Origin of the sequence: Flavihumibacter sp. CACIAM 22H1 (assembly GCF_001601815.1) — a bacterium.
Lineage (GTDB): Bacteria > Bacteroidota > Bacteroidia > Chitinophagales > Chitinophagaceae > Flavihumibacter.
Window position 1 is genome coordinate 1 of the sequence record NZ_LUKG01000031.1, and the last position, 21,876, is coordinate 21,876.

Here is a 21,876-nt window from a genome sequence, read left to right on the forward strand (position 1 = left end):
CAATATTGTTGGTGAATTAACAAATAATAAAAAATTATATATATAAAAATAAGTCTAGATTTTTTAGAATCAAACAGCAGAATGGCGGGTAAAACATGTCTTGTTTGAAGGAATTTGAATTTTATTAACAAAAAATCGGAATTTCGCCGGATTATTCTTTTAATAATCAAATAAAAACTTTAGAAAAACACAGTTATTTTAGTTTAACATTCTCTTAACCGCCAATATATTTGGCAAAACTAACACACGTGAATATGGCTGCAACAAAAAACCTCTCCGGTTGGATCTGGAGTCTCCTGCTCCTTTTCACTGCACTGACGGTGCAGGCGCAGAACCGGCAAATCTCAGGAAAAATTACGGATCGGACGGATGGTACTCCTTTGGTAGGTGCTACCATTACTGTAAAGGGTACTACTATCTCAACCTCTACCGAGGTAGATGGTACGTTCAGATTGTCAGTTCCTTCCACTGCCAAAACGCTTGTAATTACTTCCGTTGGATTTCAATCAACTGAAGTAGCTATAACTGATAATGTATCAGTTAGCTTAACTACAGGTAATGATGCCTTAAGCGAGGTAGTGGTAGTAGGTTACGGTTCTCAGATACAACGGGAATTAACCGGAAATATTTCCAGGGTTAAGTCTAAAGATATTGAGAACCTTCCATTACCTAGTGTTGACCAGGCGCTGCAAGGTAAAGCTGCCGGTGTTTATGTAAACGCGCAGTCTGGAAAACTTGGTCAGGCTGTAACTGTTCGGGTACGTGGTAATTCATCAATTAGTGCAAGTAGTCAGCCCCTGTATGTACTGGATGGCGTTCCCATCACATCAGACGACCAGAGCTCCTATGGTGGTGCAATGAACCCCCTTATTGATCTTAACCCGAATGATATTGAATCAATGGAAGTGCTGAAAGATGCGGCAGCCGGAGCAATCTATGGTTCTCGTGCTGCTAACGGCGTAGTACTGATAACTACCAAAAGAGGGAAAACCGGAAGAACTAATGTATCAGCAAATTTTCAAACGGGTGTTGCGGAAGCTACCCGTCGGGTAGAATTTTTAAATGCCCAGGAATATGCACGTATGTTTTTTCAATCCGCCGGTTATCGTGATAATATCGGTGGAATTGATCCGAATGATCCGGATAGCTGGACTTCCTACGCACGTAGTTTTCTGGATTACAACAGTTTTGGAGAATGGTCAGAAACTTCTACCGCAAACTATGACTGGCAGGATAAAGCATTTCGCAGAGGAAATTATAACCAGGCTGATTTTCAGATCAATGGAGGAACGGATAAAACCAAATTTTTTGCATCTATGCAGTATTTGGATCAAATCGGAACCATTGTTGGAAATAACCTGAAAAGATTGGCAGGTAGATTAACGGTTGATCATACCGCTAACAGCTGGTTAAATGTTGGATTTACAAGTAGCTTATCCAGGACCACTACCCGTCGTTTGCCGGGTGATAATGCATTCTCCAATCCTGTACAGGCATCTGCATTACCGAATATTACGCCATTTACCGATCCTGAAACCGGATTATTAACTGGTACACCTCCAGGTGACGAATTCAGAACGCTTTATTTCAATCCATTTATTTCTATTCAATACGCTAACTACGTTCAACAGAGTTACCGGAATTTCTCTAATGCATACGCACAGGCTAAAATTTTACCCGGATTAAATTTCCGTTCTGAATTTGGTCTGGATTTACTTGCACAGCAAGAAGAAGGGTATTGGGGAAAAGAAAATAACAGAAATACTTCTGCGCCAAATGGTGTTGGAGAATACCGTTCTACATTTGTATTTAATTACAACACCAATAACTACTTCTCTTACACCAAAGAGTTCGGTAAAAGTAATATCGAAGCCGTTCTGGGTATGCAGTTTCAAAAATCAAGAGCAAACTACAGTTTTGTAGAAGGCCGTGATTTTCCCTCCAATGCTTATCAGAAAATAGCTAGTGCTGCTACTAAATCAGATGGTAGTTCCTCTCAAACAGAATTTTCATTCCTCTCTTATTTTGGAAGGGTGAATTATAAGTTTGATGATAAGTACCTGTTATCCTTAAGCTTAAGAAGAGATGCTTCTTCAAGATTTGGTACAAATTCCAGAAATGGTTATTTCCCGGCAGCATCTGTTGGCTGGATCATCTCTGAAGAAAACTTTTTGTCAAAAAGTGATCTGCTTTCTTTCCTCAAGCTCAGAGCGAGTTATGGAATTGTGGGTAACGCAGAAATTGGCAATTTCCCTCAGTTAGGCTTGTATATTGGAGATGCTGGATATGCGGGTTCTGCCGGTCAGCGTCCATCGCAAATTGCTAACCCTGACCTGAAATGGGAAACAACCAAACAATTCGATATTGGACTTGATTTCGGATTATTTAATAACCGAATTAGTGGTGAGTTGGATTACTACGTTAAAAATACATCCGGACTGTTGTTGAACGTGAACGTTCCAGCAACCAGTGGTTTCCTGTCTCAGGTGCAGAATGTTGGTAAACTGGAAAACAAAGGAGTTGAACTCGTATTAAATACACAGAACTTAACGGGCGCATTTAAGTGGTCTACAAATATTAACCTTGCCCGAAACAAGGGTAAAGTTATCAACCTTAACGGACAAGTTATTGAAGGTGGTGTGGGAAGCATGAACCGTGTTATGGAAGGCCAGCCTGTTGGTGTTTTCTATACCGTGGAGTACGCAGGTGTTGATCCTCAAAATGGAGATGCCTTATTCTACCGCAATACCAATAACAATGGCCAGGTAGATAAAACAACAGTTAATGCATCGGGATATAATTCTGCTCAAAGAATTGTAACAGGAGATCCTAACCCTGATTGGGTTTTTGGATTTACCAATAACTTTTCTTACAAAGGCTTTGACCTGTCTGTTTTCTTTAACGGAGTAACAGGTAACCAGATCAATATCTATGGTATGGGTCGTTACTCTTCTGCAAACTTCCGTTTCGAAGATAACCAGACACGTGATCAGTTGGATGCCTGGACTACCCCCGGACAAATAACTAAAATACCTCAAGCTCGTTTATACCAGAATAATGGTGCACAAATAAGCAGCCGTTATATTGTAAACGGAGACTTTATGCGGTTAAGAAACTTAACCCTTGGCTACAATCTTCCTTCTTCTGTTGTAAGCAGGTTAAAACTTAATAAACTGCGCGTTTATGTAAGTGGTCAGAACCTCTGGACAATAACCAAATATCCATATTGGGATCCTGAAGTTAATGCTGATGACTTCGATTCCAATATTGCAAAAGGGAATGATTTTTACACAGCTCCTCAGCCGAGAACTCTTTTGTTTGGAATTAATGTTGGTTTGTAATTGTTAGTTGAAGTTTTAAATCTTAATTAGATGATTATGAGAAGAATCCTTTCAATATGTCTTGCAGTGGTTTTCCTGACCGCCTGTGAGAAAAAGCTGGACCTGAGTCCAACGCAAAGCATCTCCCAGGAAAACGCACTCCTGACAGAAAATGATGTGAAAGTAACCCTGATTGGAGCCTATGATGGTTTGCAATCGGTAACCTTATACGGAGGTGATATTCAGGTAATGAATGAATTGCTGGGTAACACCGATAATATTCTGTTTACCGGAACTTTCGCCGGTTTAGCTGATATTCATGCACTGGAAATTACCGTTCAAAATACGTTTGCACGCGATACCTGGCAGGCTGCTTACAATACGATAAATCGTATCAACAATGTATTGACAGCACTTGACAAAGTAACTTCTTCAGAAGATGAGCGCAACAGAATTGAAGGAGAAGCGCTGTTTATACGGAGCGCTCTCTATTTTGAACTGGTAAAACTGTATGCAAAAACATGGGGTGATGGTGATAATAATACCAATCCGGGTGTTCCCCTGGTGTTGACACCAACAACAGGAATTACGGAAGAAAACTATGTTTCACGAAACAGTGTTGCTGAGGTTTACACAAAAATTATCACGGACCTGACTCGTGCAGAAACATTATTGCCTGCTAGCAATACTATTTTTGCCAGCAAAGGAGCTGCCGCTGCAATGTTATCAAGAATTGCATTGATGCAGGGTGAATATGCTGCTGCAAGAGACGCTGCCAACAGGGTTATCACAAGCGGAGAGTATCAACTGGAAACTAATTTCAGAAACCTCTGGTATCTCTACATGAACAATGGTGGAGCAAATCCTGCGGAATATATTTTTTCCATGACAGTTACACAGCAGGATGGGGCCAACAGTCTGAATACTTATTTTGGAATTAGTACCGGTTTAGCAGGTACCGGCGGCCGCGGAGACAGTAAAATTTTAAGCGCACACATTAACAAGTATGAGGAAAATGATGTACGTGGTGAATTCTTTGTGCAGGTGGGTGCAAACTTCTATACACAAAAACATCTCGACATCTTTGGGAACGTTCCGGTTGTTCGGCTTGCCGAAATGTACCTGACACGCGCCGAAGCTAACCTTCGTCTGAACACTACCGTTGGTGCTACACCACTGGATGATGTAAATGAAATTCGTGAGCGTGCAGGACTTGAGCCACTTGCAGCGGCTACACTCCAAAACATTCTTAATGAGCGTTTTCTGGAGCTTGCATTTGAAGGTCAAGGCCTATCTGATGCGAAAAGAACCCGTAGTAACTGGTCTGGAAGACCCTGGAATTCAGAATTGCTGATTCTGCCTATTCCCCAGCGAGAAATGGATGTGAATAAAAACCTGGTACAAAACGAAGCATACGATTAATACAGGTGATCTCTTTATAAAAAAAGCCGGCTTTTCAAAAGCCGGCTTTTTTTATAAAGAGTTTTCTACAGTTTAATCTCCTCTTCGTGTGCATCAAAAAAATGAAACTCAGTGAGATGATAGTTGGTGTTGGCCTGTAGTTTGATATTTTGTTTGAAATGACGTTTCCACTTCCAGAATTTACTGAATATCCAACCCTTGGTAAGATAGGCATGCATAATCGGGTGTACCGCAAGGGTAAGATTACTGTGTTTATGTGTAATCAGGTAGTTCAGGTTCTTTTCAATCTCATCTTCCAACACCAGGGACGAAGAAATTTTTCCTGTGCCATTACAACTTGGGCAAACCTCCATGGTATTGATGTTCAGTTCCGGCTTCATACGCTGCCGGGTAATCTGCATCAATCCGAATTTTGAAATGGGAAGAACAGCATGTTTGGCCCGGTCGGGTTTCATCATGCTTTCCATGGCATCCATCAGCTTCTTTTTATTCTCTGGTAACTTCATATCAATGAAGTCTACCACAATTATTCCTCCCAGATCACGCAACCTCAACTGACGGGCAATTTCCTCTGCCGCTTCCATATTGGTTTCCAGCGCATTCTGCTCCTGATTGTTGCTGACACTTTTATACCCACTGTTTACATCAATTACATGCAGTGCTTCAGTATGTTCAATGATCAGGTAAGCCCCACTTGGCAGATTTACTGTTTTACCAAAAGCCGCTTTTACCTGTTTGGTAACCCCGTATTGATCAAATATCGGCGCTCCATTATGATAAAAAGATACAATATCGGCCTTGTCCGGGGCAATTCGCTGTATATAGGTTTTGGTATCGTTGTAAAGATTCCGGTCATTTACCACTATCCGGTTGAAATCTTCATTGAGCAGATCCCGCAACATACTGGTTGTTTTGGTTTGCTCACTCAGAATTTTTGCCGGGGCAACCGCATTTCTGAGGTTCTGCTGTATGGTTTTCCAGGTTTCTACCAGCGCCAGTAAATCTTCATGTAATTCTGCCGTATTCTTGCCTTCTGCTGCAGTACGTACAATTACCCCGAAATTCTTAGGTTTAATAGCTTCTATGATCTTCTGCAGGCGCTTGCGCTCATCAGCAGAATGAATCTTACGGGAAACCGCTACCACATCATTAAAAGGGGTAATCACTACAAATCTGCCCGGTAGAGAAATCTCACAACTTAAACGCGGACCTTTGGCAGCTATAGGCTCTTTCAGGATCTGCACCAGTACATTGGGCTTTCCGCCCAATACTTCGTTGATTTTACCGGTTTTTACGATTTCAGCCTCCACTTCGAATTTTCCGAAGTCAAAACTGCCATTGGTGTCTGCAATGGATTGCTGGGTAAATTTGAGGAGGGATTTGGCGTAGGGACTAAGATCCGTATAATGCAAAAACGCATCCTTTTCGAATCCTACATCCACAAATGCAGCATTCAAACCAGGTATGAGTTTCCGTACCTTTCCTAAATATAAATCCCCGACCGCAAAACTGGCATCTGCTTTTTCATTGTGCAGTTCTACCAGTTTTTTGTCTTCCAGGAGAGCTATCTCTACACCCTGTGGTGCCGAGTTGATAATTAATTCCTTGTTCAAGCGAGTAATCTTTTAACATCAGTCCAATCTCACCAAAAGGAACTCAGCCGTGTTTGATAGGAACGATGGTTGTTGAGAATTTGCAATAATCACTTACAACCACGTAAAACGAACAGCTGAAAGGGAATAAAGCCGGAATAAGTTAGTTCATTCCGGCTTTATATAAAGGCGTTGAAAGAAGGAAATTATTTCTTCTTCTTATGACGATTCTTTCTCAATCTTTTTTTCCGTTTGTGCGTCGCAATCTTATGACGCTTTCTTTTTTTACCACAAGGCATCTTCAGTACTATTTACAATGTTAACAATTCAAACTATTTCAGTTGCTTAATGCGCTTTTCCAGTTCTGCTTTTAAAGCCGGATTCTGAATATGCTCGGCAGCACGCTCATACCAATTGCTGGCTTTCGCTTTATCTCCTTTCCGCTCATACCCTTCGGCCAGCATCAGCAATACTTCCAGATCATGTGGTTCAGCCTCGGCTACCTTCTCCAGGCGTTCTACCGCTTTGTCGTACTGACCGGAAACAATACCTCCGATGCCCAACATTTTCTGCGCATACAAATTGGTTGAATCTTTTCTGCTCACTTCCAGGATCTTCTGAATTCCCTGCATTACAGCCTGCGGATTTTCAGCGGAAGCCCCAAATATATAAGTACTTCCTAACCCTACCTGCAGCGAATCACTGCCCGGATTCAACACAATTGCCTTTTCAAATAACTCCTTCGACTCACTGGCCAGCCAGGTTTTTAAACCCGGTTGATCTACTCCGCGTAGATTATCCAGTAAGATTCGGGCTGCAAATGTGAGACTTTTTTCAGAATTTTCCAACTTGGCAGCTTCTGCCGTATAATATGCGAAAGGAATAAACGCCCTGGCAGTGTCACTCCAGAAGCTGGCCAGCTGCCTGTAATTCTTGATTTTTTGCTCCTTTACATCGCCCCGTACAACAGCTTCCGAGAGCCCGTTTACATAAGCTTGCTGACTTTCTGTTAAATTGGCCGTTGCGCCTTTTATAACTGTTTGAATATCAAACTTTTCGACTGGTACAGACGCGGTTGCACCCGTACCTGCTTTTACCGGCGGTTTCATATTGCCAAACAGGAGCAGTACCACTAGTAGTACCACACCACCTCCCACTACAATTATTTGCTGCTTTTTCAAATCAAGTAATTAAGGCAGCAAAATTACATCTCTTCGTCGGGGTTTGGTTGCCCTTCCTTAACAGTTTTAAGTTTTTTAACCTCCTGCACAAACTCTTTGGCAGGTTTGAAGGCGGGAATAAAATGTTCGGGTATTTCCACCGCAACATTCTTTTTAATGTTACGCCCGATTTTAGCAGCTCTTTTCTTGGTAATAAAGCTGCCAAACCCGCGGATATAAATGTTCTCTCCCTGCGATAACACATCCTTCACCTCTTTGAACATTGCTTCCAGGGTTACCAGCACATCCACCTTGGGGATGCCGGTTTTTTCTGCAATTTGATTGATGAGGTCGGCCTTTCTCATAATTACACCTGTTTTGAATCTTTTGTCAAGTGGCGGAATGCTGGCCAGTTAACCCGGATTCCACAACAATGCGGTTTTGTTTTGTTAATATAAAATAAACTTCTAATCCGTGCAACTCTTATGCAATTTATTGATTTTGAATTAAATTGAAATATTTTTCCAACATTGTGAAGAACCTGCCTGAGTTTACCAAAAACCTGCTGGACTGGAACCAGCAATTTAATACCCGCCAGATGCCCTGGAAAGGGGAAACAGATCCTTATAAAATCTGGCTGAGCGAAATAATTTTGCAGCAAACCCGCGTGGAACAAGGACTTGCATATTATGAAAAATTCATAAATCGCTTTCCAACCGTGCGAGATTTAGCCCTCGCGGAAGACAGCGAAGTATTCAAATACTGGGAGGGACTTGGTTATTATAGCCGGTGCAGGAACCTGTTGGCTACCGCCCGATGGGTTGCTTTCGAAAATAAAGGCCAATTTCCGTCCTCTTACCAGGGCCTGTTGCAGCTCAAAGGGGTAGGGCCTTACACCGCTGCTGCCATCGCCTCCTTTGCCTTTGGTGAGCACAAAGCCGTGCTGGATGGGAATGTTTTCAGGGTGCTTGCCCGCTATTTCGGCATAACTACACCCATTGATAGTGCCGCCGGAAAAAAATTATATGCCTTGCTTGCTGATTCTTTACTGCCCGACCAAGGTACTGGTGCCTATAACCAGGCTATCATGGATTTTGGTGCGGTAATCTGTAAGCCCCAATTACCGCTCTGCAGTTCCTGTATTCAAAAAGCTGATTGTGAGGCATTAAGGCTGGGCGTGGTGACAGAGCTGCCCATTAAAGAAAAATCCATTCAACGCCGTACCCGCTATTTTTACTATTTCCTGCTCAACTGGAAAGGAGCATTTTATGTCCGGCAGCGGCAGGGCAATGATATCTGGCAGGACCTGCATGAATGGGTGCTGGTCGAAAGCCCGGCGCAGCTCAATGATGACCCCCAAACCTATGTTAAACTGCTTAAAAACGCAGTAGGACCGGTGAAACTGAAAAAAATACAGCTTTCCGGGGAAGTAAAACAGCAGCTTTCTCACCAAACTATTACCGGGCGTTTTATTACGGCTGACCTTACCGCCCCGCTGTCACCGGCTACGGGTTATCAATTGCGCTCGCCCCAGGAATTGTCCAAACTTGCCTTCCCCCGCTTTATTACGGCCTTCTCACCCAAACTATAAGCTCTTCAGCGGTTGGTTAGCACCGGTTGGGGTATACCCGCCCGGCGAAGGTTAAAACTGCTTTAATATAGCTGAAAAGCGGGTTTTCCAATGAAAAAAAATTAATTTTAAAGAGTCCGAACAGGTAGCAGACGATTATAAACTCAAATGGAACAATATGAGAGGCGTTAATAGGGTGATGTTGATCGGAAACCTGGGTAAAGATCCCGATGTTCAGTACCTGGAAGGAAATATTGCAGTAGCAAAATTTTCTCTGGCAACCACTGAAACCTACAAGGATCGTACAGGTAAACTGATCTCACAAACTGAATGGCATACTGTTGTTTTGTGGAGAGGACTGGCGGAGCTGGCGCAGAAATACCTGCATAAAGGAAGCCTGGTCTATATTGAAGGCCGGCTTCGTACCCGAAGCTGGGAGGATAAAGAAGGAAATAAAAAATTTGCTACCGAAGTGGTGGGGGATAACCTCATTATGCTCGATAAACGGAACGATGTACACGGTCAGGGCTTTAATGGAGGTCCAGGAGAAGGACTGGAAGGCTTTACCGGAGCAGATGCTCCCCCGGAATCGAATCCGGATCTTCCTTTCTGATTTAAGAAAATAGTGCAATTTTGCTTCTATTGTAAACAAAACCCACTGCTTTGGACTACGCATCGGTTGATCCCTTATTGAATTCTGTGTTAAGCCTTATTTTTCTTGCTTCCAATGTGCAGGGAACCACTTTCCTGGTGATCATGATCCTTGTACTCCTGGTTGTTTCCTATTTTATTTCCGGCTCCATGGTGGCTTTTTTCAGTCTTACCCACCGTGATATCAATATGCTTAAAACCAAGCAGGGGGCTGCCTGGAAAAGAATCGTACATCTTCTTGAGGAACCAAAAATTTTACTGGGTTCAATGCGTATCGGGAATGCCTTTGTCAACATCGCTATCATCATGTTGTCAAATTTCCTGATCGATCAACTAATGACCCTCCAGGATATTTACTGGGTATTTGAACTTAGTTTGAAAGTTCTTATCGTAACTTTTTTTCTTATCCTCTTTGGCGAAGTACTGCCCAAAGTATATGCTGCCCAAAATAACCTGCGCTTTGCCAGGGATGCCTCCTTCCTTATTGAAATTGTGTATTACCTGTTCCGGAGATTCAGTAAATGGCTGGTGGGAATGTCTGAGGGCGTTGAAAAATCCCTGGGTTCTGACGACGGAACCAGCCAGTTTGAAGAACTGGAAGACGATGCTACGGCTTCTGAAGAAGAAAAAAATATTATGCGCGGTATTGCCAAATTTGGCAACATAACCGTTAAACAGATCATGCGTACCCGCCTTGATGTAAGCGGAATCAGTTACGGCGCTTCTTTTCCGGAAGTAATTAAACAAGTGGAAGCCCTCCATTATTCGCGTATTCCGGTATATCGGAACAGCCTGGATGAAGTGATGGGTGTGCTCCACTCCAAAGACCTGCTTCCTTACCTTAAAGAAACCGCCTCCTTCAATTGGCATTCCCTGCTGCGTCAGCCTTATTTCGTTCACGAACAAAAACTCATTGAAGATCTCCTGCAGGATTTCAGGAACCGCAAAACACATTTTGCCGTTGTGGTAGATGAATTTGGCGGAACCAGTGGAATTGTTACCCTGGAAGATATTATGGAAGAAGTAATCGGAGATATTAGAGATGAATTTGATGACGAAGAAACGATTAACCGCCAGATTGATGAACATAACTATCTGTTTGATGGACGTACCATGATTTATGATGTTTGCAAGATCATGGACCTACCCATTTCAACTTTTGATACAGTTAAAGGTGAAAGTGATTCTTTAGCCGGCCTGCTTCTTGAAGTAGCAGGAAAAATTCCTGCTGAGAACGAAGTCATTGAAGTAGGAGATTTCCAGTTTACCGTACTGGAACTCGATCGAAACAGAATCAAAAAAGTAAAAATTACTATCCGACCCGTTTAAGCATTTCCTATGTTATTGAACCGAATTACCGGCAAACCGCTTGCATTTCTCCTGCTTCTGCTGATCGGCATTGCTTTGTTCCCGATCCTTGGCTGCAACAGCCCCTACACCCCCAAACCGCGTGGTTATTTTAAAATACAACTTCCTGAACATACCTACCAGGTTTTCGACCGGCCGGGCTTCCCCTATAGTTTTGAATATCCAGGCTATGGAGTTATCAGCCAGGATAGTACCTATTTTGAAGAACAGCCTGAAAACCCCTATTGGATAAATATTGATATCCCTTCCCTTAACGGACGCATTTATATTAGTTATAACCAGATCGGTGGTAAGGCCAGGTACAAAGTGCAGAGCGGCAATGGTACATACAAAGATTCTCTGGGGGTAAATACCTTCGACAAACTATTAAACGGCTCGTATACCCTGTCTTTCAAACATTCCTATAAAGCCAGTTCTATTGACGATAGTGCGTTTGTTTCTTCCAACGGTATAGATGGTATTTATTTCCGAATCGGCGGCAATACAGCTACCGCCAATCAATTTCTTTTAACCGATAGTACCCGGCATTTTTTGAGAGGCGCCCTGTATTTCGATGCGGCTCCTAATGAAGATTCACTGCGACCCGTAAATAATTTTCTCAAAGAAGACCTGAAGCACCTTATCAATACCCTGCGTTGGAAAAATTAATCCACTGCACTGTTTACCAGGATTTTAAATTTGGTGTGTACCTCTCCATGGCTGTTGGGCCACTGGTTGATAAACAGTTGTGCAGCGATTTTTTTTACCGGATCTATCCAATAGGAGGAACTGAAAGCTCCGCCCCAGTCGAAACTTCCCGGAGATACGCCGTATTTGAGTGACTCTTCTACCGAGGTAATACCGAAACCCAGCCCAAAGGAATTATAGCCGGATTTCAAATGGCCTATTTGGTTCGAGGTCATTAGTTTTATTGAATTAGGACTGAGGATCCTCTTCCCGTTTGCCCTGCCATTATTCAGGAATAGCTGCATAAACAACGCATAGTCATAAGCGGTAGAAACAAGCCCGCCGCCACCTGAATAGAGCCTGCCGGCTTTATTGGGGTAATTGATGTCCATTTTTACACCGCCAAAATCAAGCAGGGGTTCAAGTGTAGTTACGTGCTTAAGCGAATCTTCTCCCTGTAGCGCCACCAGTCGTTTGTGTTTATCTGCAGGTAAATAAAACCAGGTATCTTTCATTCCAAGCGGTTCAAAAATTCTTGTCCTGAAAAAATCAGCCAGTGATTGTTTGCTAACTACTTCCACTAACCGCCCCAGTACATCACTGTTCAGCCCATAAGAGAATCGTTCGCCTGGTTGAAATTCCAGTGGCAGGGCCGCAATTTTGTTCACCTGGTCTTCCAGCGACGCATCGGGTATGCCAATTTGCGCAAATACCCCCGCTTTGCTGGCAATTGCCTGGTATGTGGCTGTACCAATCTGAGCATAGCCGATACCGGATGTATGTGTCAGTAATTGACGGATGGTGATTTTGCCCTTCATGGGTTTAGTACTGTAGCTGGTATCTGCTTCATTGTATTTATCCAGTACAACTGTTCGGGAAAAAGCAGGAATATATTTTTCGATCGGGTCATCCAGCATCAATTTACCTTGCTCCAGCAACAGCAGCACCGCCATACTGGTTATTGCTTTTGTTTGAGAGGCGATCCGGAAAATATGATCTGTTCGCATTTTCTCCCTCGTAGCCAGGTTACTGGTGCCAAATGCTTTATGGTATACAATTTGCCCGTCTTTTACAACAATGGCAGTAGCCCCGGCTATCCACTGACTATCTATATATTCTTTCAGCAGGGTATCTATGCGGGCAGCTGCTGAAGATGAAAAGCCTTTTTGGGAGGAAAGGGTGGCAGATTGCGAAAATGCCAATTGCCCGATTAGTAGGCATAAAAGCAGAAATGGCTGTTTCATATACCCTGATTTATTAAAAAAAGATACTATTAATTTTTCGAAGAATTAACTTTGTCAAAATGCACGCATGATTGTTATTGAACATACCCTGGTGAGCGATGAAGTGCTGGAAGAACAGTTTGTATGCGATCTTTCCAAATGTAAAGGTGGCTGTTGCGAGGATGGTGATACGGGAGCTCCGCTGGAAACAAAAGAGCTGGATATAATTAACGAAGTCTATGAAATCGTAAAACCTTACCTGAATGCAGACGGTATCCGAGAAATTGAACGGGTGGGTCGCTACCAGTACGATAAGGAGTTCGGGTGGGTTACCCCCGCCGTAAATGGGGGTATCTGCGCTTATGGATACCATGATGAAAAAGGGATTCTGAAATGTGCGTTCGAACAGGCCTATTACGACGGTCGTATCGGCTGGAAAAAACCGATCAGTTGCCATCTTTTCCCGATCCGTATCAAGTCTGGAAAAGAATACGATATGCTAAATTATGAACCCCGTGAACTTTTGTGTGCCCCGGCCTGTGTTTTGGGAAAACAATTAAAAGTACCGGTTTACCAGTTTCTGAAAGAAGCATTGATTCGAAAATATGGCCCCGAGTATTATGAGGGATTAGATGCCTATTACCAGCAATACCATGGAAAAAACAAACCGGCATGAGTACAGATAATAAATCGGGCTTCCTGGCCAGAAGCACAATCAAAGCTGCCGATCTGGACCATCGCCGGAAAATCAATTTTAATATTGGCCGCTATAATGCCGTGGTTCCACAGGGAAAACTCCAGTATAGCGACCTGGAACTTGCCCGGGAAAGGGCAAAAAATATCAAATGGCGGGCTATTGAAACCCTGGATCAGCAACTTGAAAATTTTGAAGCAAACTTTACTGCAAGAGGAGGGAAAGTGATCTGGGCAGAAACTGCCGAACAGGCCAGGGACGCTATTCTCCGCGTTTGCCAGGAGAAAAACTGCAAAACCCTGGTTAAGAGTAAAAGCATGGTTACCGAAGAAATCAAATTGAATGAATTTCTGGAAACCCATCACATCGAAAGCGTTGAAACAGACCTGGGAGAATATATTCAGCAACTGGATGGAGAATCGCCTTATCATATTGTTACCCCAGCTATGCATAAAAGCAAGGAGGATGTGGCCAAGCTTTTTGCAGAAAAGCTCGGAACAGAACCTGGTCTTAGTCCGAGGGAACTGACGCTGGAAGCACGTGCCCGGCTCAGAGAAAAATACATACAAGCCGAAGTTGGCGTAACCGGTGCCAATTTCCTGATCAGCGATATAGGTGGCATTGCCGTTACAGAAAACGAGGGCAATGCCCGGTTAAGTTGTGCCTGGCCATCTACGCATATAGTAGTGGTAGGCATAGAAAAAATGATTCCTTCCGTCCAGGATCTTGCAATTTTCTGGCCCTTGCTGGCTACCTACGGTACTGGTCAGTGGCTAACGGTTTATAATTCTATTGTGAGCGGGCCCAGGCAACCGGGTGAAAAAGATGGTCCGGATGAAATGATTGTTATCCTGCTGGACAATGGCCGAACGAATCTGCTAGCCAATCCCAAAACCAGGGAAAGTCTTTACTGTATCCGATGCGGAGCCTGTCTGAATGCCTGTCCGGTTTACAAGAATATCGGTGGACATGCTTATGGTACTACCTACAGTGGTCCGATTGGCAGCGTTATTACCCCTCATCTCAAAAGCATGGAGGAATGGAAACACCTGAGTCATGCTTCCTCGCTCTGTGGTAACTGCACGGAAGTATGTTCGGTAAAGATCAACCTACACGAGCTTTTGTTGGAAAATCGCGCCGAAGCCGTACAGGAAGGGTTCAGTCCCTTTGCCGAAAAAATTGCCTGGAAAGGCTGGAAATTTGCCATGATGCAGCGCAAATGGATGAACAAAGGAAAGGCAGGTATGAAAGACTGGGTGGTGAACCGGGTGGTAAAAGGATGGAATGCACATCGATCCGATCTGCATTTCCCGGAAAAATCGTTTAACCAGCTTTGGCGCGATAAACACCCAACGGACTAAGCATGCTGATATACTGCCCTGAACCATCTCCAAGACTTTCCTATGTGATTGATTTTATCAGTCAGGAGATCTTGTTTGAAAAGGCCGTGGTTTGTACCGATGCGGAGGTATTCCGTTTTTATGAGGGTGTACGGATCAATTACAGCGAAACTGTTTTTCAGGAACCGAATTATCAGATTTATCCGCATGGTTTATTAAAAGAAACCGGAATCGCCAGCCAGCCCGTCAACATGGGTGCCTGGAAGGAATTGCCGGTTTTTTTTGCAAACGGACAAGGGGCCGGGTTTGATTTGTTTGCAGCAATCTTCTATTTACTATCCAGGTATGAAGAATACCTGCCGCATGAGAAAGATGAATACGGCCGGTTTTCGCACCGTTGTTCACTCGCTTTTAAAGAAGGTTTTTTGGACCGTCCATTGGTAAACGAATGGTTGCAACAATGGGAACAGGAGTTGCTGCAATTATTTCCTGCGGCAATATTTCGGAGAGGCAGCTATCGTTTTATTCCAACTTATGATATTGATATGTTATACAGTTACCGGGGCAAACCCTGGTGGCGCAACCTGGGAGGCGCCCTGCGGTCTGTTTTGCAGGGATCATACGCTCAGGCAATCGAACGCTGGAAAGTGCTTCGGGGGCGGCTTCCCGATCCTTACGATGCCTATGAGTGGCTCGATGCCCTGCATTTGTACTGCCGGGTAAAACCCATTTATTTTTTCCTGGTGGCGCAAAGGCAGGTCGGATGGGATAAAAATATTCCTACTTCCTATAAGCCTTTCCAGGAGATGATAAACTATTATGCGTCGGTCTATAAAATTGGTTTACACCCTTCCTGGCAAAGTAGTGTGGAGGACAATCCTACCATTCTTAAAGAGGAGAAAGAGTGGCTGGAAGTGGTGGCTGATATCGAAATAGATAAAAGCAGGCAGCATTATATCAAATTTAATCTGCCCGACGGCTACCAGCGTTTGCTGGATGCCGGAATCAGGAAAGATTATTCCATGGGGTACGGCTCCATCAATGGGTTTCGGGCATCTGTAGCTTCTTCTTTTTACTGGTATAATCTGGAAACCAATGCCCCCACTTCTTTACGGATTTACCCCTTTTGCTTTATGGATGCCAATGCCATTTTTGAGCAACAACTCAGCCCGCAACAAGGTTATACGGAACTGATGAAATATTATGCAGCTGTAAAAAAAGTAAGGGGTTGCTTTATTACCATTTGGCACAATATATTTTTAGGAACCGATCCGCAGTTTAAAGGCTGGCGAGAGTTGTACGAGATCTTTATGAAAGAAGATGCTTACTGGGATGCCACCGGCTGATCAGGCCTGTTAGTTGCTTTTTTCCGGAAAGCTTCGTTTACGAGGTATACGCCCACCAATGCAACCAATCCGCCTATCAGAATATATCCATTCAGTTTTTCATTAAACAGCCAGCTACCCAGCAATAATGCTACGATTGGGTTAATGTATGCATAAATAGACACCTGTTCGGTGGGCAGGTGTTGCAGGGCATACAAATAGGCAATGAAAGCCAGTACGGATCCTGCTATGGCCAGGTATAATATGGCGATCCAGGAAGGCAGGGGAATTTCTGTAATCGGGATATGTTCCCCTGTTATTTGGGTTACGCCAAATAAGGCGATTCCTGAAATCATCATTTGCAATCCGATGGAGAAGTAGGGATTAAAGGCAAGCACCTGCTTTTTAGTATAGAGGGTGGCGAATGCCCAACATAATGTACCTAATACAGAAAGAAAAATGCCCAGTCTGAACCCGGGATTCAGAAAGTCGTGCAAGTGATCGTAAAAAATAATACAGATCCCTAGAAAACCAAGTACAAAGCCGATAATGGATTTTGCGGTCAGTTGCGAATTACCTGCTATCAGGGCAATAATCACCAGCCAGAGTGGAAATACGGCACCGATGATGGCACCTAAACCGCTTGAAATATACTTGACGCCCCAGGTAGATAAGCTATTGCTAAGAAAAAAATTAAGAAAACTCAGGATCAGGATGGGCCACCATTCTTTTCCCCTCGGAAATGCCCTTCCCTTAAAAAGGAAGAATATTATATAAAAGGCTCCTCCAAGCAATTGCCGAATGCTGGCTAGTTGCAGGGCAGGCATGTATTGTACACCTGCCTTGGAACCCACCCAGGTTGTACCCCATAAAAAACTGACCGCTGCCAATGCAAACAATGCTTTGGCACGGGTACCCTTTTTATGAAGGGCCAACGGGTTCATAGCTGCCAGCAGTTTTGCCAATCGGGGAATAAATAGTTTAGTGTTTGAAGTGGCGCATGCCGGTCATTACCAGGGCTAACTGGTTTTGCTGGCAATACTCCACGGAATCTTTATCGCGGATAGAACCTCCTGGCTGAATAAAGGCTTCAATGCCCGCTTCATGCCCCAGTTGAACGCAATCATTAAAGGGGAAAAATGCATCACTCGCCAATACGGCCCCTTTCAGATCAAATGCAAACTGTTTTGATTTTTCAATAGCCTGGCGAAGTGAATCAATCCGGCTGGTTTGTCCACATCCTTTTCCAATAAGTTGCTTATTTTTTACCAGTGCGATGGCATTACTTTTCAGGTGTTTACAAACCAGGTTGGCAAATGCCAGATCGGCTTTTTCCTTTTCGGTAGCCGGACGGCCACCTGCTTCTTCCCATTTTTCGAAATTACCTTCATCATTTTGCTGCATCAATACGCCGTTTAACATAGACTTGTATTGGTAGCTGTTATTAACGGCCTGTTTCTGTTGTAAAAGGATCCGGTTCTTTTTGGTTTTGAGAATATCGAGGGCAGCTTCTTCGTATTGGGGAGCAATCAATACTTCAAAAAAGATTTCATTGATGGCGTTTGCCGTGGTACTGTCGATCGTGCCGTTGCAAACCAATACTCCGCCGAAAGCACTTTCGGGATCTCCTGCAAGCGCAGCGTCCCAGGCTTCTTTAACGGTAGATCGGGCAGCAATACCACAAACATTCGTGTGTTTTATGATGGCAAAAGTGAACTCTTTGGTATCTGCCGCCGGAAATTCACGGATCAGTTGAACTGCAGCATCCACATCCACCAGGTTATTATAAGAAAGTTCTTTACCATTCAACTGATTAAACAGTTCGTTGAGTTGACCAAAATATACCCCCTGCTGATGCGGATTTTCGCCATAGCGCATGATTTTGGGATTGGGAACAGAAGCCAGAAAATAACTATCCTGCTGCGGAGTGAAATAATGAGAAATAGCTACATCATAATGCGCGCATACTTCAAATGCTTTTGCGGCGAAATGACGACGTTGCTCCAGCGTGGTGGAACCGTTTTGATCGCGTAACATATGCTCCAGCAGGCTATAGTCCTGTTTGGAAGCTATAACTACTACATCGCGATGGTTTTTTGCCGCGCCGCGGATCATGGAGGGGCCGCCAATGTCGATTTTTTCGATAATGGAGGATTCATCACTGGTGTTGGCAACCGTTTCTTCGAATGGGTAGAGGTCAACAATTACCAGGTCGAGCTCCGGAATTTCAAACTCCTTCATTTCCTTCAGATCCTGCTCATTGGCCCTTCTTCCAAGAATACCTCCGAAAATTTTGGGATGCAGGGTTTTAACCCGTCCGCCGAGGATGGATGGATAAGAGGTTACAGATTCCACCGGAACACAGGGAAGATTCAGTTTTTCAATGAATTGCTGGGTACCACCCGTTGAATAAATGGTTACTCCCTGTTCATGCAGCAGACGAACGAGGGGTTCTAATCCGTCTTTGTAGAAAACGGAGATCAATGCAGACTGAATCTTCTTGTTCATACCAATGGAATTAACTGTTTAAAGATGGGGCAGGCAAATTTTCAATAGAAGGCGCAAAGCTACGGTTTAGGATTCATTTTTCCGGTAAAGGATTGGGGTTTTACGGCCTGCTGGGTTGGCAGAAAGCTCCGTTTTGCCAGGTATTGTGAACGCCTATTCCGCTTGCCTGCAAAAGGCCCGACCAGGTGTTTGCACGTTTTTCGGGAATTGATCCATCCAATAGTACAAAGGGAGACTTTTTGGGTGAAATAAGAAGGGGCTGAAGGCTGTTGACCTGTTTGGTGAGCACCAGATAAGTGGGCCGGAGTGCCAGGATAGCTCCTAATTCTTGCTGGTTAGCCGGAACTCCGACGAGTTGATGCTGCCAGTTGAAAACGGTTTGGGTGGAATAGCTGCTTTCTTCACAGCCAAAATACCGTAAGCCGGATTGAAGGGCAGGATGGGAGGCGGGAGAATACCTGTTCAGGTAAAAATAGCTTTTTCTGCCGCTGATAACGGTTGTTATAGATTTTCCGGGCAGGTGGTATATGAGCAGGACTTCCTGCTTTTGTTGCCGATATTGCCGGCTGGCTTCAAGCGCCACAAATAAGAGGCAGGCAACCAGCCCGAAGCAAAGCAGTCGGAAAGAAGGTTTTTTCAGCCAGCCACTGAACAAAAATAAGATCAGGTAGGCGCTTAGTACCTGCGGAATGGTCCAGTTTATTTCCTCCACTACCGCTCCGGGTAGCTGGCTTATATGTGCAATTCCCTGGTTCATCCAACTTAGCAGGCAGGAAGTAAGCAGGCCGATCAACGGAAGGGAAATGCCAATGAGCTGGCTGATCCAGAGTATAAGGGCTCCGATTAACGCACAACTGGATAAGGGCACGGCCACCAGATTAGCCGGTAGAAAATATACCGGGGCCTGGTGAAAGAATGCGATGCAGAGCGGGAGTGTCAGGACCTGAGCGGCCAGGGTTACAGCTATAAGCTCCCAAATGAGTTTCAGGAGCGGGTGCGCTGGTTCAGCAAGGGCGGCAATTTTAGGTTGATACAATACTATACTTATAAGTGCAGCAAAGGAGAGCAAAAAGCCGGTATCCCATATCCAGTAAGGGTTTAACAGAAGTAATAGGAAGGCGGTAAGTGAAATGGACTGAAGAATCACAACTGGTTTCCGGATCAGTTTAGCGAAAAGTATAAAACTGAACATAGTGGCAGCACGGATAATGGAGCCGGCGCTTCCTGTTATTGCGGCAAAAAACCAGGTGAGGCATATCACCAGCAGGAATTTTATCCATTTGAAGGCGGGAAAGCGGGTTTCCGGGAACACCAGTACCTTTTGCAGGAGCAAAAAAATGAGCCCCAGGTGCATTCCAGAAACTGCAATTACATGAATTACCCCAGTTTGGGAATAGGTGTTAAGTAAATCATCATCCAATTCTTCGCGATAGCCGATTAGCAATGCTTTTGCCAATTGGTTGTATGGCTGTTGGATGGTTTTATCCATGGCATTTAGTGCAGCCAGTTTTGCTTTAGTGCGCCAATGAATTATGCTGTTGGTGGTAAAGGGCGGGTATTCAATAAGTTGGCTGCTATCCAGATAAAGCTGGTGGAATATGTTTTTCTTACGGTTGAAGGCGGCGAAATCAAAGCTACCCGGATTACCGGGGGAGATCAGGGCTTTCAAGCGTTTTGCCGGCAGGAGATAGAGGTATCCGGGTTGGAGGGAAGCGGCCTGGTTTAAGGGCGTATATAGCAGGAACTTACCGCTTGCAAAATGAAGTTGTCCATTTTTTAGGACCTGTGATTTAACCTGCATCGTAAACCTGGCAGATTTTGCACCGAGTGAGGGGAGGGCTTCCGGTTGTGCAACCAATAGCAGGATGTCTTTTGCCTGATGTCCGAACCAGTGCGGCTGACGCCGTTGATCTTGTTGGAGGGCCAGCAGTAGCCCCATGCAGAATAATAACAGGTACAGGCAAGTCCCAAAGAGCGAGGGAGCTGACTGTACCTGTTTTTTTATCATTATGTGCAAACCGGTGGCGGTTCCCAGCAGGATCAGCAGGATTATACCACCGGTTTGCAGGCCTATTTGCGCGGCATGTGGAGCCGTAAGGACACCTGCACAAAACGGTATTACCAGCCTTACAAAGGGGGCTGCTATCCAGGGGTGGGCAGTTTTCTGCATCTCAGAAAACTACTGTTTACGGGGCGGTGGGTCAAGGGTTTTTACACCCGTTTAGGTGTCAGACAGGTGTTAGAACGCTCTTAGACATGTGTCTGACGTCTAACCGTCTAACTTTCCGTGCCCTGGCCAATTTATCTTTTTCTTCATCCCGGAAACCAAGTGCCAGCAGTAGTACTGCGCTGGTTCCCTTTTGTGCCAGGCCCAGTATTTCATCCACCGCGGCAGGATTAAATCCTTCCATGGGGGTGCTGTCGATTTTTTCGAGCGCAGCGGCAGCTGTTGCAAAACCTAGGGCAATGTAGGCCTGGCGGGCATTCCATTGGAATAACTGCTCTGGTGTTTTGGCACTGACTGCAGTTTCAATCATCGATTTAAATTCATGCAGCGAACTTACCGGTACCTCTCTGGTGGCTGCCATGTTGTTGATATAGGCATCTACCTGCGCGGCTGTTACGGATTTCCAGGCTGCAAACACTAATAGTGCCCCGCTCTCCAGTATCTGTGGCTGGTTAAATGCAGCGGGTGCCAGTTTTTCCCTGATCGCTCTATCCTCTATTAACAATACTTCAAAAGGTTGTAAGCCAAGTGAGGAAGGTGCCAGGCGAATGGCTTCCAGGATATTTTCCAAGGCTTCCGCAGGCACCGGTTGACCATTGTATCGTTTGGTCGCATATCGCCAGTTCAGTTGATCTAAATAACTCATATACTGATTTTAGTATTTTAATTGTATGTACAATGTTCAAACATCATTCCAGGTTTAGCGGCCTGCCAAAATTGCCGTTTCGGCAGTAGGAACGGCCAGGCATTGACAGGTCTGCTACCAGCACAAAAAACCCCTGAACCAGGAGGCCAGGGGTTTCGTCAACA

General features: G+C 44.4%; 18 protein-coding genes. 9 read left to right on the forward strand and 9 right to left on the reverse strand.

Annotated elements, in window-relative coordinates:
* Positions 1–254: 254 nt before the first annotated feature.
* Complete coding sequence (locus A1D16_RS10365; RefSeq protein WP_290709293.1) at positions 255–3,341, forward strand: TonB-dependent receptor; 3,087 nt, start codon at positions 255–257, stop codon at positions 3,339–3,341.
* Between the two features lie 36 nt (positions 3,342–3,377).
* Positions 3,378–4,742: a RagB/SusD family nutrient uptake outer membrane protein gene (locus A1D16_RS10370; protein ID WP_290709294.1), complete on the forward strand. Its 1,365-nt coding sequence runs from the start codon at positions 3,378–3,380 to the stop codon at positions 4,740–4,742.
* A 65-nt stretch (positions 4,743–4,807) separates the two neighbouring features.
* On the opposite strand, the gene A1D16_RS10375 is transcribed toward A1D16_RS10370, so the two are convergent.
* The 4 genes from A1D16_RS10375 to A1D16_RS10385 all read right to left on the reverse strand — a co-directional run bounded on the left by A1D16_RS10375 (position 4,808) and on the right by A1D16_RS10385 (position 7,859).
* Positions 4,808–6,355, reverse strand: coding sequence for an Rne/Rng family ribonuclease (locus tag A1D16_RS10375; protein WP_290709295.1), 1,548 nt, complete (start codon positions 6,353–6,355; stop codon positions 4,808–4,810).
* Positions 6,356–6,540: 185 nt separating this feature from the next.
* Entirely contained in the window at positions 6,541–6,633 is a 93-nt protein-coding gene (locus tag A1D16_RS21705; protein WP_229687964.1) for an AURKAIP1/COX24 domain-containing protein, read from the reverse strand.
* Positions 6,634–6,666: 33 nt separating this feature from the next.
* Positions 6,667–7,515 (reverse strand): tetratricopeptide repeat protein, encoded by an 849-nt coding sequence (locus A1D16_RS10380; RefSeq protein WP_290709296.1) that lies wholly within the window; start codon positions 7,513–7,515, stop codon positions 6,667–6,669.
* Between the two features lie 23 nt (positions 7,516–7,538).
* Positions 7,539–7,859 (reverse strand): HU family DNA-binding protein, encoded by a 321-nt coding sequence (locus tag A1D16_RS10385; protein ID WP_039136824.1) that lies wholly within the window; start codon positions 7,857–7,859, stop codon positions 7,539–7,541.
* A gap of 167 nt (positions 7,860–8,026) precedes the next feature.
* On the opposite strand from A1D16_RS10385, the gene A1D16_RS10390 reads away from it, so the two are divergent.
* The 4 genes from A1D16_RS10390 to A1D16_RS10405 all read left to right on the forward strand — a co-directional run bounded on the left by A1D16_RS10390 (position 8,027) and on the right by A1D16_RS10405 (position 11,731).
* On the forward strand, positions 8,027–9,085 hold the full coding sequence (locus tag A1D16_RS10390; protein ID WP_290709297.1) for an A/G-specific adenine glycosylase: 1,059 nt from the start codon (positions 8,027–8,029) through the stop codon (positions 9,083–9,085).
* Between the two features lie 157 nt (positions 9,086–9,242).
* Positions 9,243–9,677 carry a single-stranded DNA-binding protein gene (locus A1D16_RS10395; protein ID WP_290709298.1) on the forward strand — a complete coding sequence of 145 codons (435 nt, stop codon included), beginning with the start codon at positions 9,243–9,245 and terminating at the stop codon, positions 9,675–9,677.
* A 50-nt stretch (positions 9,678–9,727) separates the two neighbouring features.
* Positions 9,728–11,044 (forward strand): gliding motility-associated protein GldE, encoded by a 1,317-nt coding sequence (gene gldE, locus A1D16_RS10400; RefSeq protein WP_290709299.1) that lies wholly within the window; start codon positions 9,728–9,730, stop codon positions 11,042–11,044.
* 9 nt (positions 11,045–11,053) lie between these two features.
* Positions 11,054–11,731, forward strand: coding sequence for a hypothetical protein (locus A1D16_RS10405; RefSeq protein ID WP_290709300.1), 678 nt, complete (start codon positions 11,054–11,056; stop codon positions 11,729–11,731).
* Here the strand turns inward: A1D16_RS10405 and A1D16_RS10410 are convergent.
* Positions 11,728–12,993 (reverse strand): serine hydrolase domain-containing protein, encoded by a 1,266-nt coding sequence (locus A1D16_RS10410; RefSeq protein WP_290709301.1) that lies wholly within the window; start codon positions 12,991–12,993, stop codon positions 11,728–11,730. The genes A1D16_RS10405 and A1D16_RS10410 overlap by 4 nt on opposite strands.
* A 67-nt stretch (positions 12,994–13,060) precedes the next feature.
* Between A1D16_RS10410 and A1D16_RS10415 the strand changes: the two genes are divergently transcribed.
* Genes A1D16_RS10415 through A1D16_RS10425 form a run of 3 tightly spaced genes read left to right on the forward strand, consistent with a single transcriptional unit; the run spans position 13,061 to position 16,352 of the window.
* A complete protein-coding gene (locus A1D16_RS10415; protein ID WP_290709302.1) occupies positions 13,061–13,648 on the forward strand; it encodes a DUF3109 family protein in 588 nt (195 codons plus the stop codon).
* Positions 13,645–15,027, forward strand: a complete 1,383-nt coding sequence (locus tag A1D16_RS10420) for a LutB/LldF family L-lactate oxidation iron-sulfur protein (protein WP_290709303.1) — start codon at positions 13,645–13,647, stop codon at positions 15,025–15,027. Before A1D16_RS10415 ends, A1D16_RS10420 begins: the two co-directional genes overlap by 4 nt.
* A gap of 2 nt (positions 15,028–15,029) precedes the next feature.
* Entirely contained in the window at positions 15,030–16,352 is a 1,323-nt protein-coding gene (locus tag A1D16_RS10425; protein WP_290709304.1) for a polysaccharide deacetylase family protein, read from the forward strand.
* Here A1D16_RS10425 and A1D16_RS10430 read toward each other — a convergent pair.
* From A1D16_RS10430 to A1D16_RS10445, 4 genes are all read right to left on the reverse strand, one after another.
* The gene (locus A1D16_RS10430) at positions 16,331–17,296 is read right to left on the reverse strand and encodes an EamA family transporter (RefSeq protein WP_290709305.1); all 966 of its coding nucleotides are present in this window, start codon (positions 17,294–17,296) and stop codon (positions 16,331–16,333) included. The two genes, A1D16_RS10425 and A1D16_RS10430, sit on opposite strands and share 22 nt — an antisense overlap.
* A gap of 16 nt (positions 17,297–17,312) precedes the next feature.
* Positions 17,313–18,839: a bifunctional phosphoribosylaminoimidazolecarboxamide formyltransferase/IMP cyclohydrolase gene (gene purH / locus A1D16_RS10435; protein ID WP_290709306.1), complete on the reverse strand. Its 1,527-nt coding sequence runs from the start codon at positions 18,837–18,839 to the stop codon at positions 17,313–17,315.
* Positions 18,840–18,939: 100 nt separating this feature from the next.
* The gene (locus tag A1D16_RS10440; RefSeq protein WP_290709307.1) at positions 18,940–21,009 is read right to left on the reverse strand and encodes a ComEC/Rec2 family competence protein; all 2,070 of its coding nucleotides are present in this window, start codon (positions 21,007–21,009) and stop codon (positions 18,940–18,942) included.
* Positions 21,010–21,067: 58 nt separating this feature from the next.
* On the reverse strand, positions 21,068–21,712 hold the full coding sequence (locus A1D16_RS10445) for a nitroreductase family protein (protein WP_290709308.1): 645 nt from the start codon (positions 21,710–21,712) through the stop codon (positions 21,068–21,070).
* Positions 21,713–21,876 lie beyond the last annotated feature (164 nt).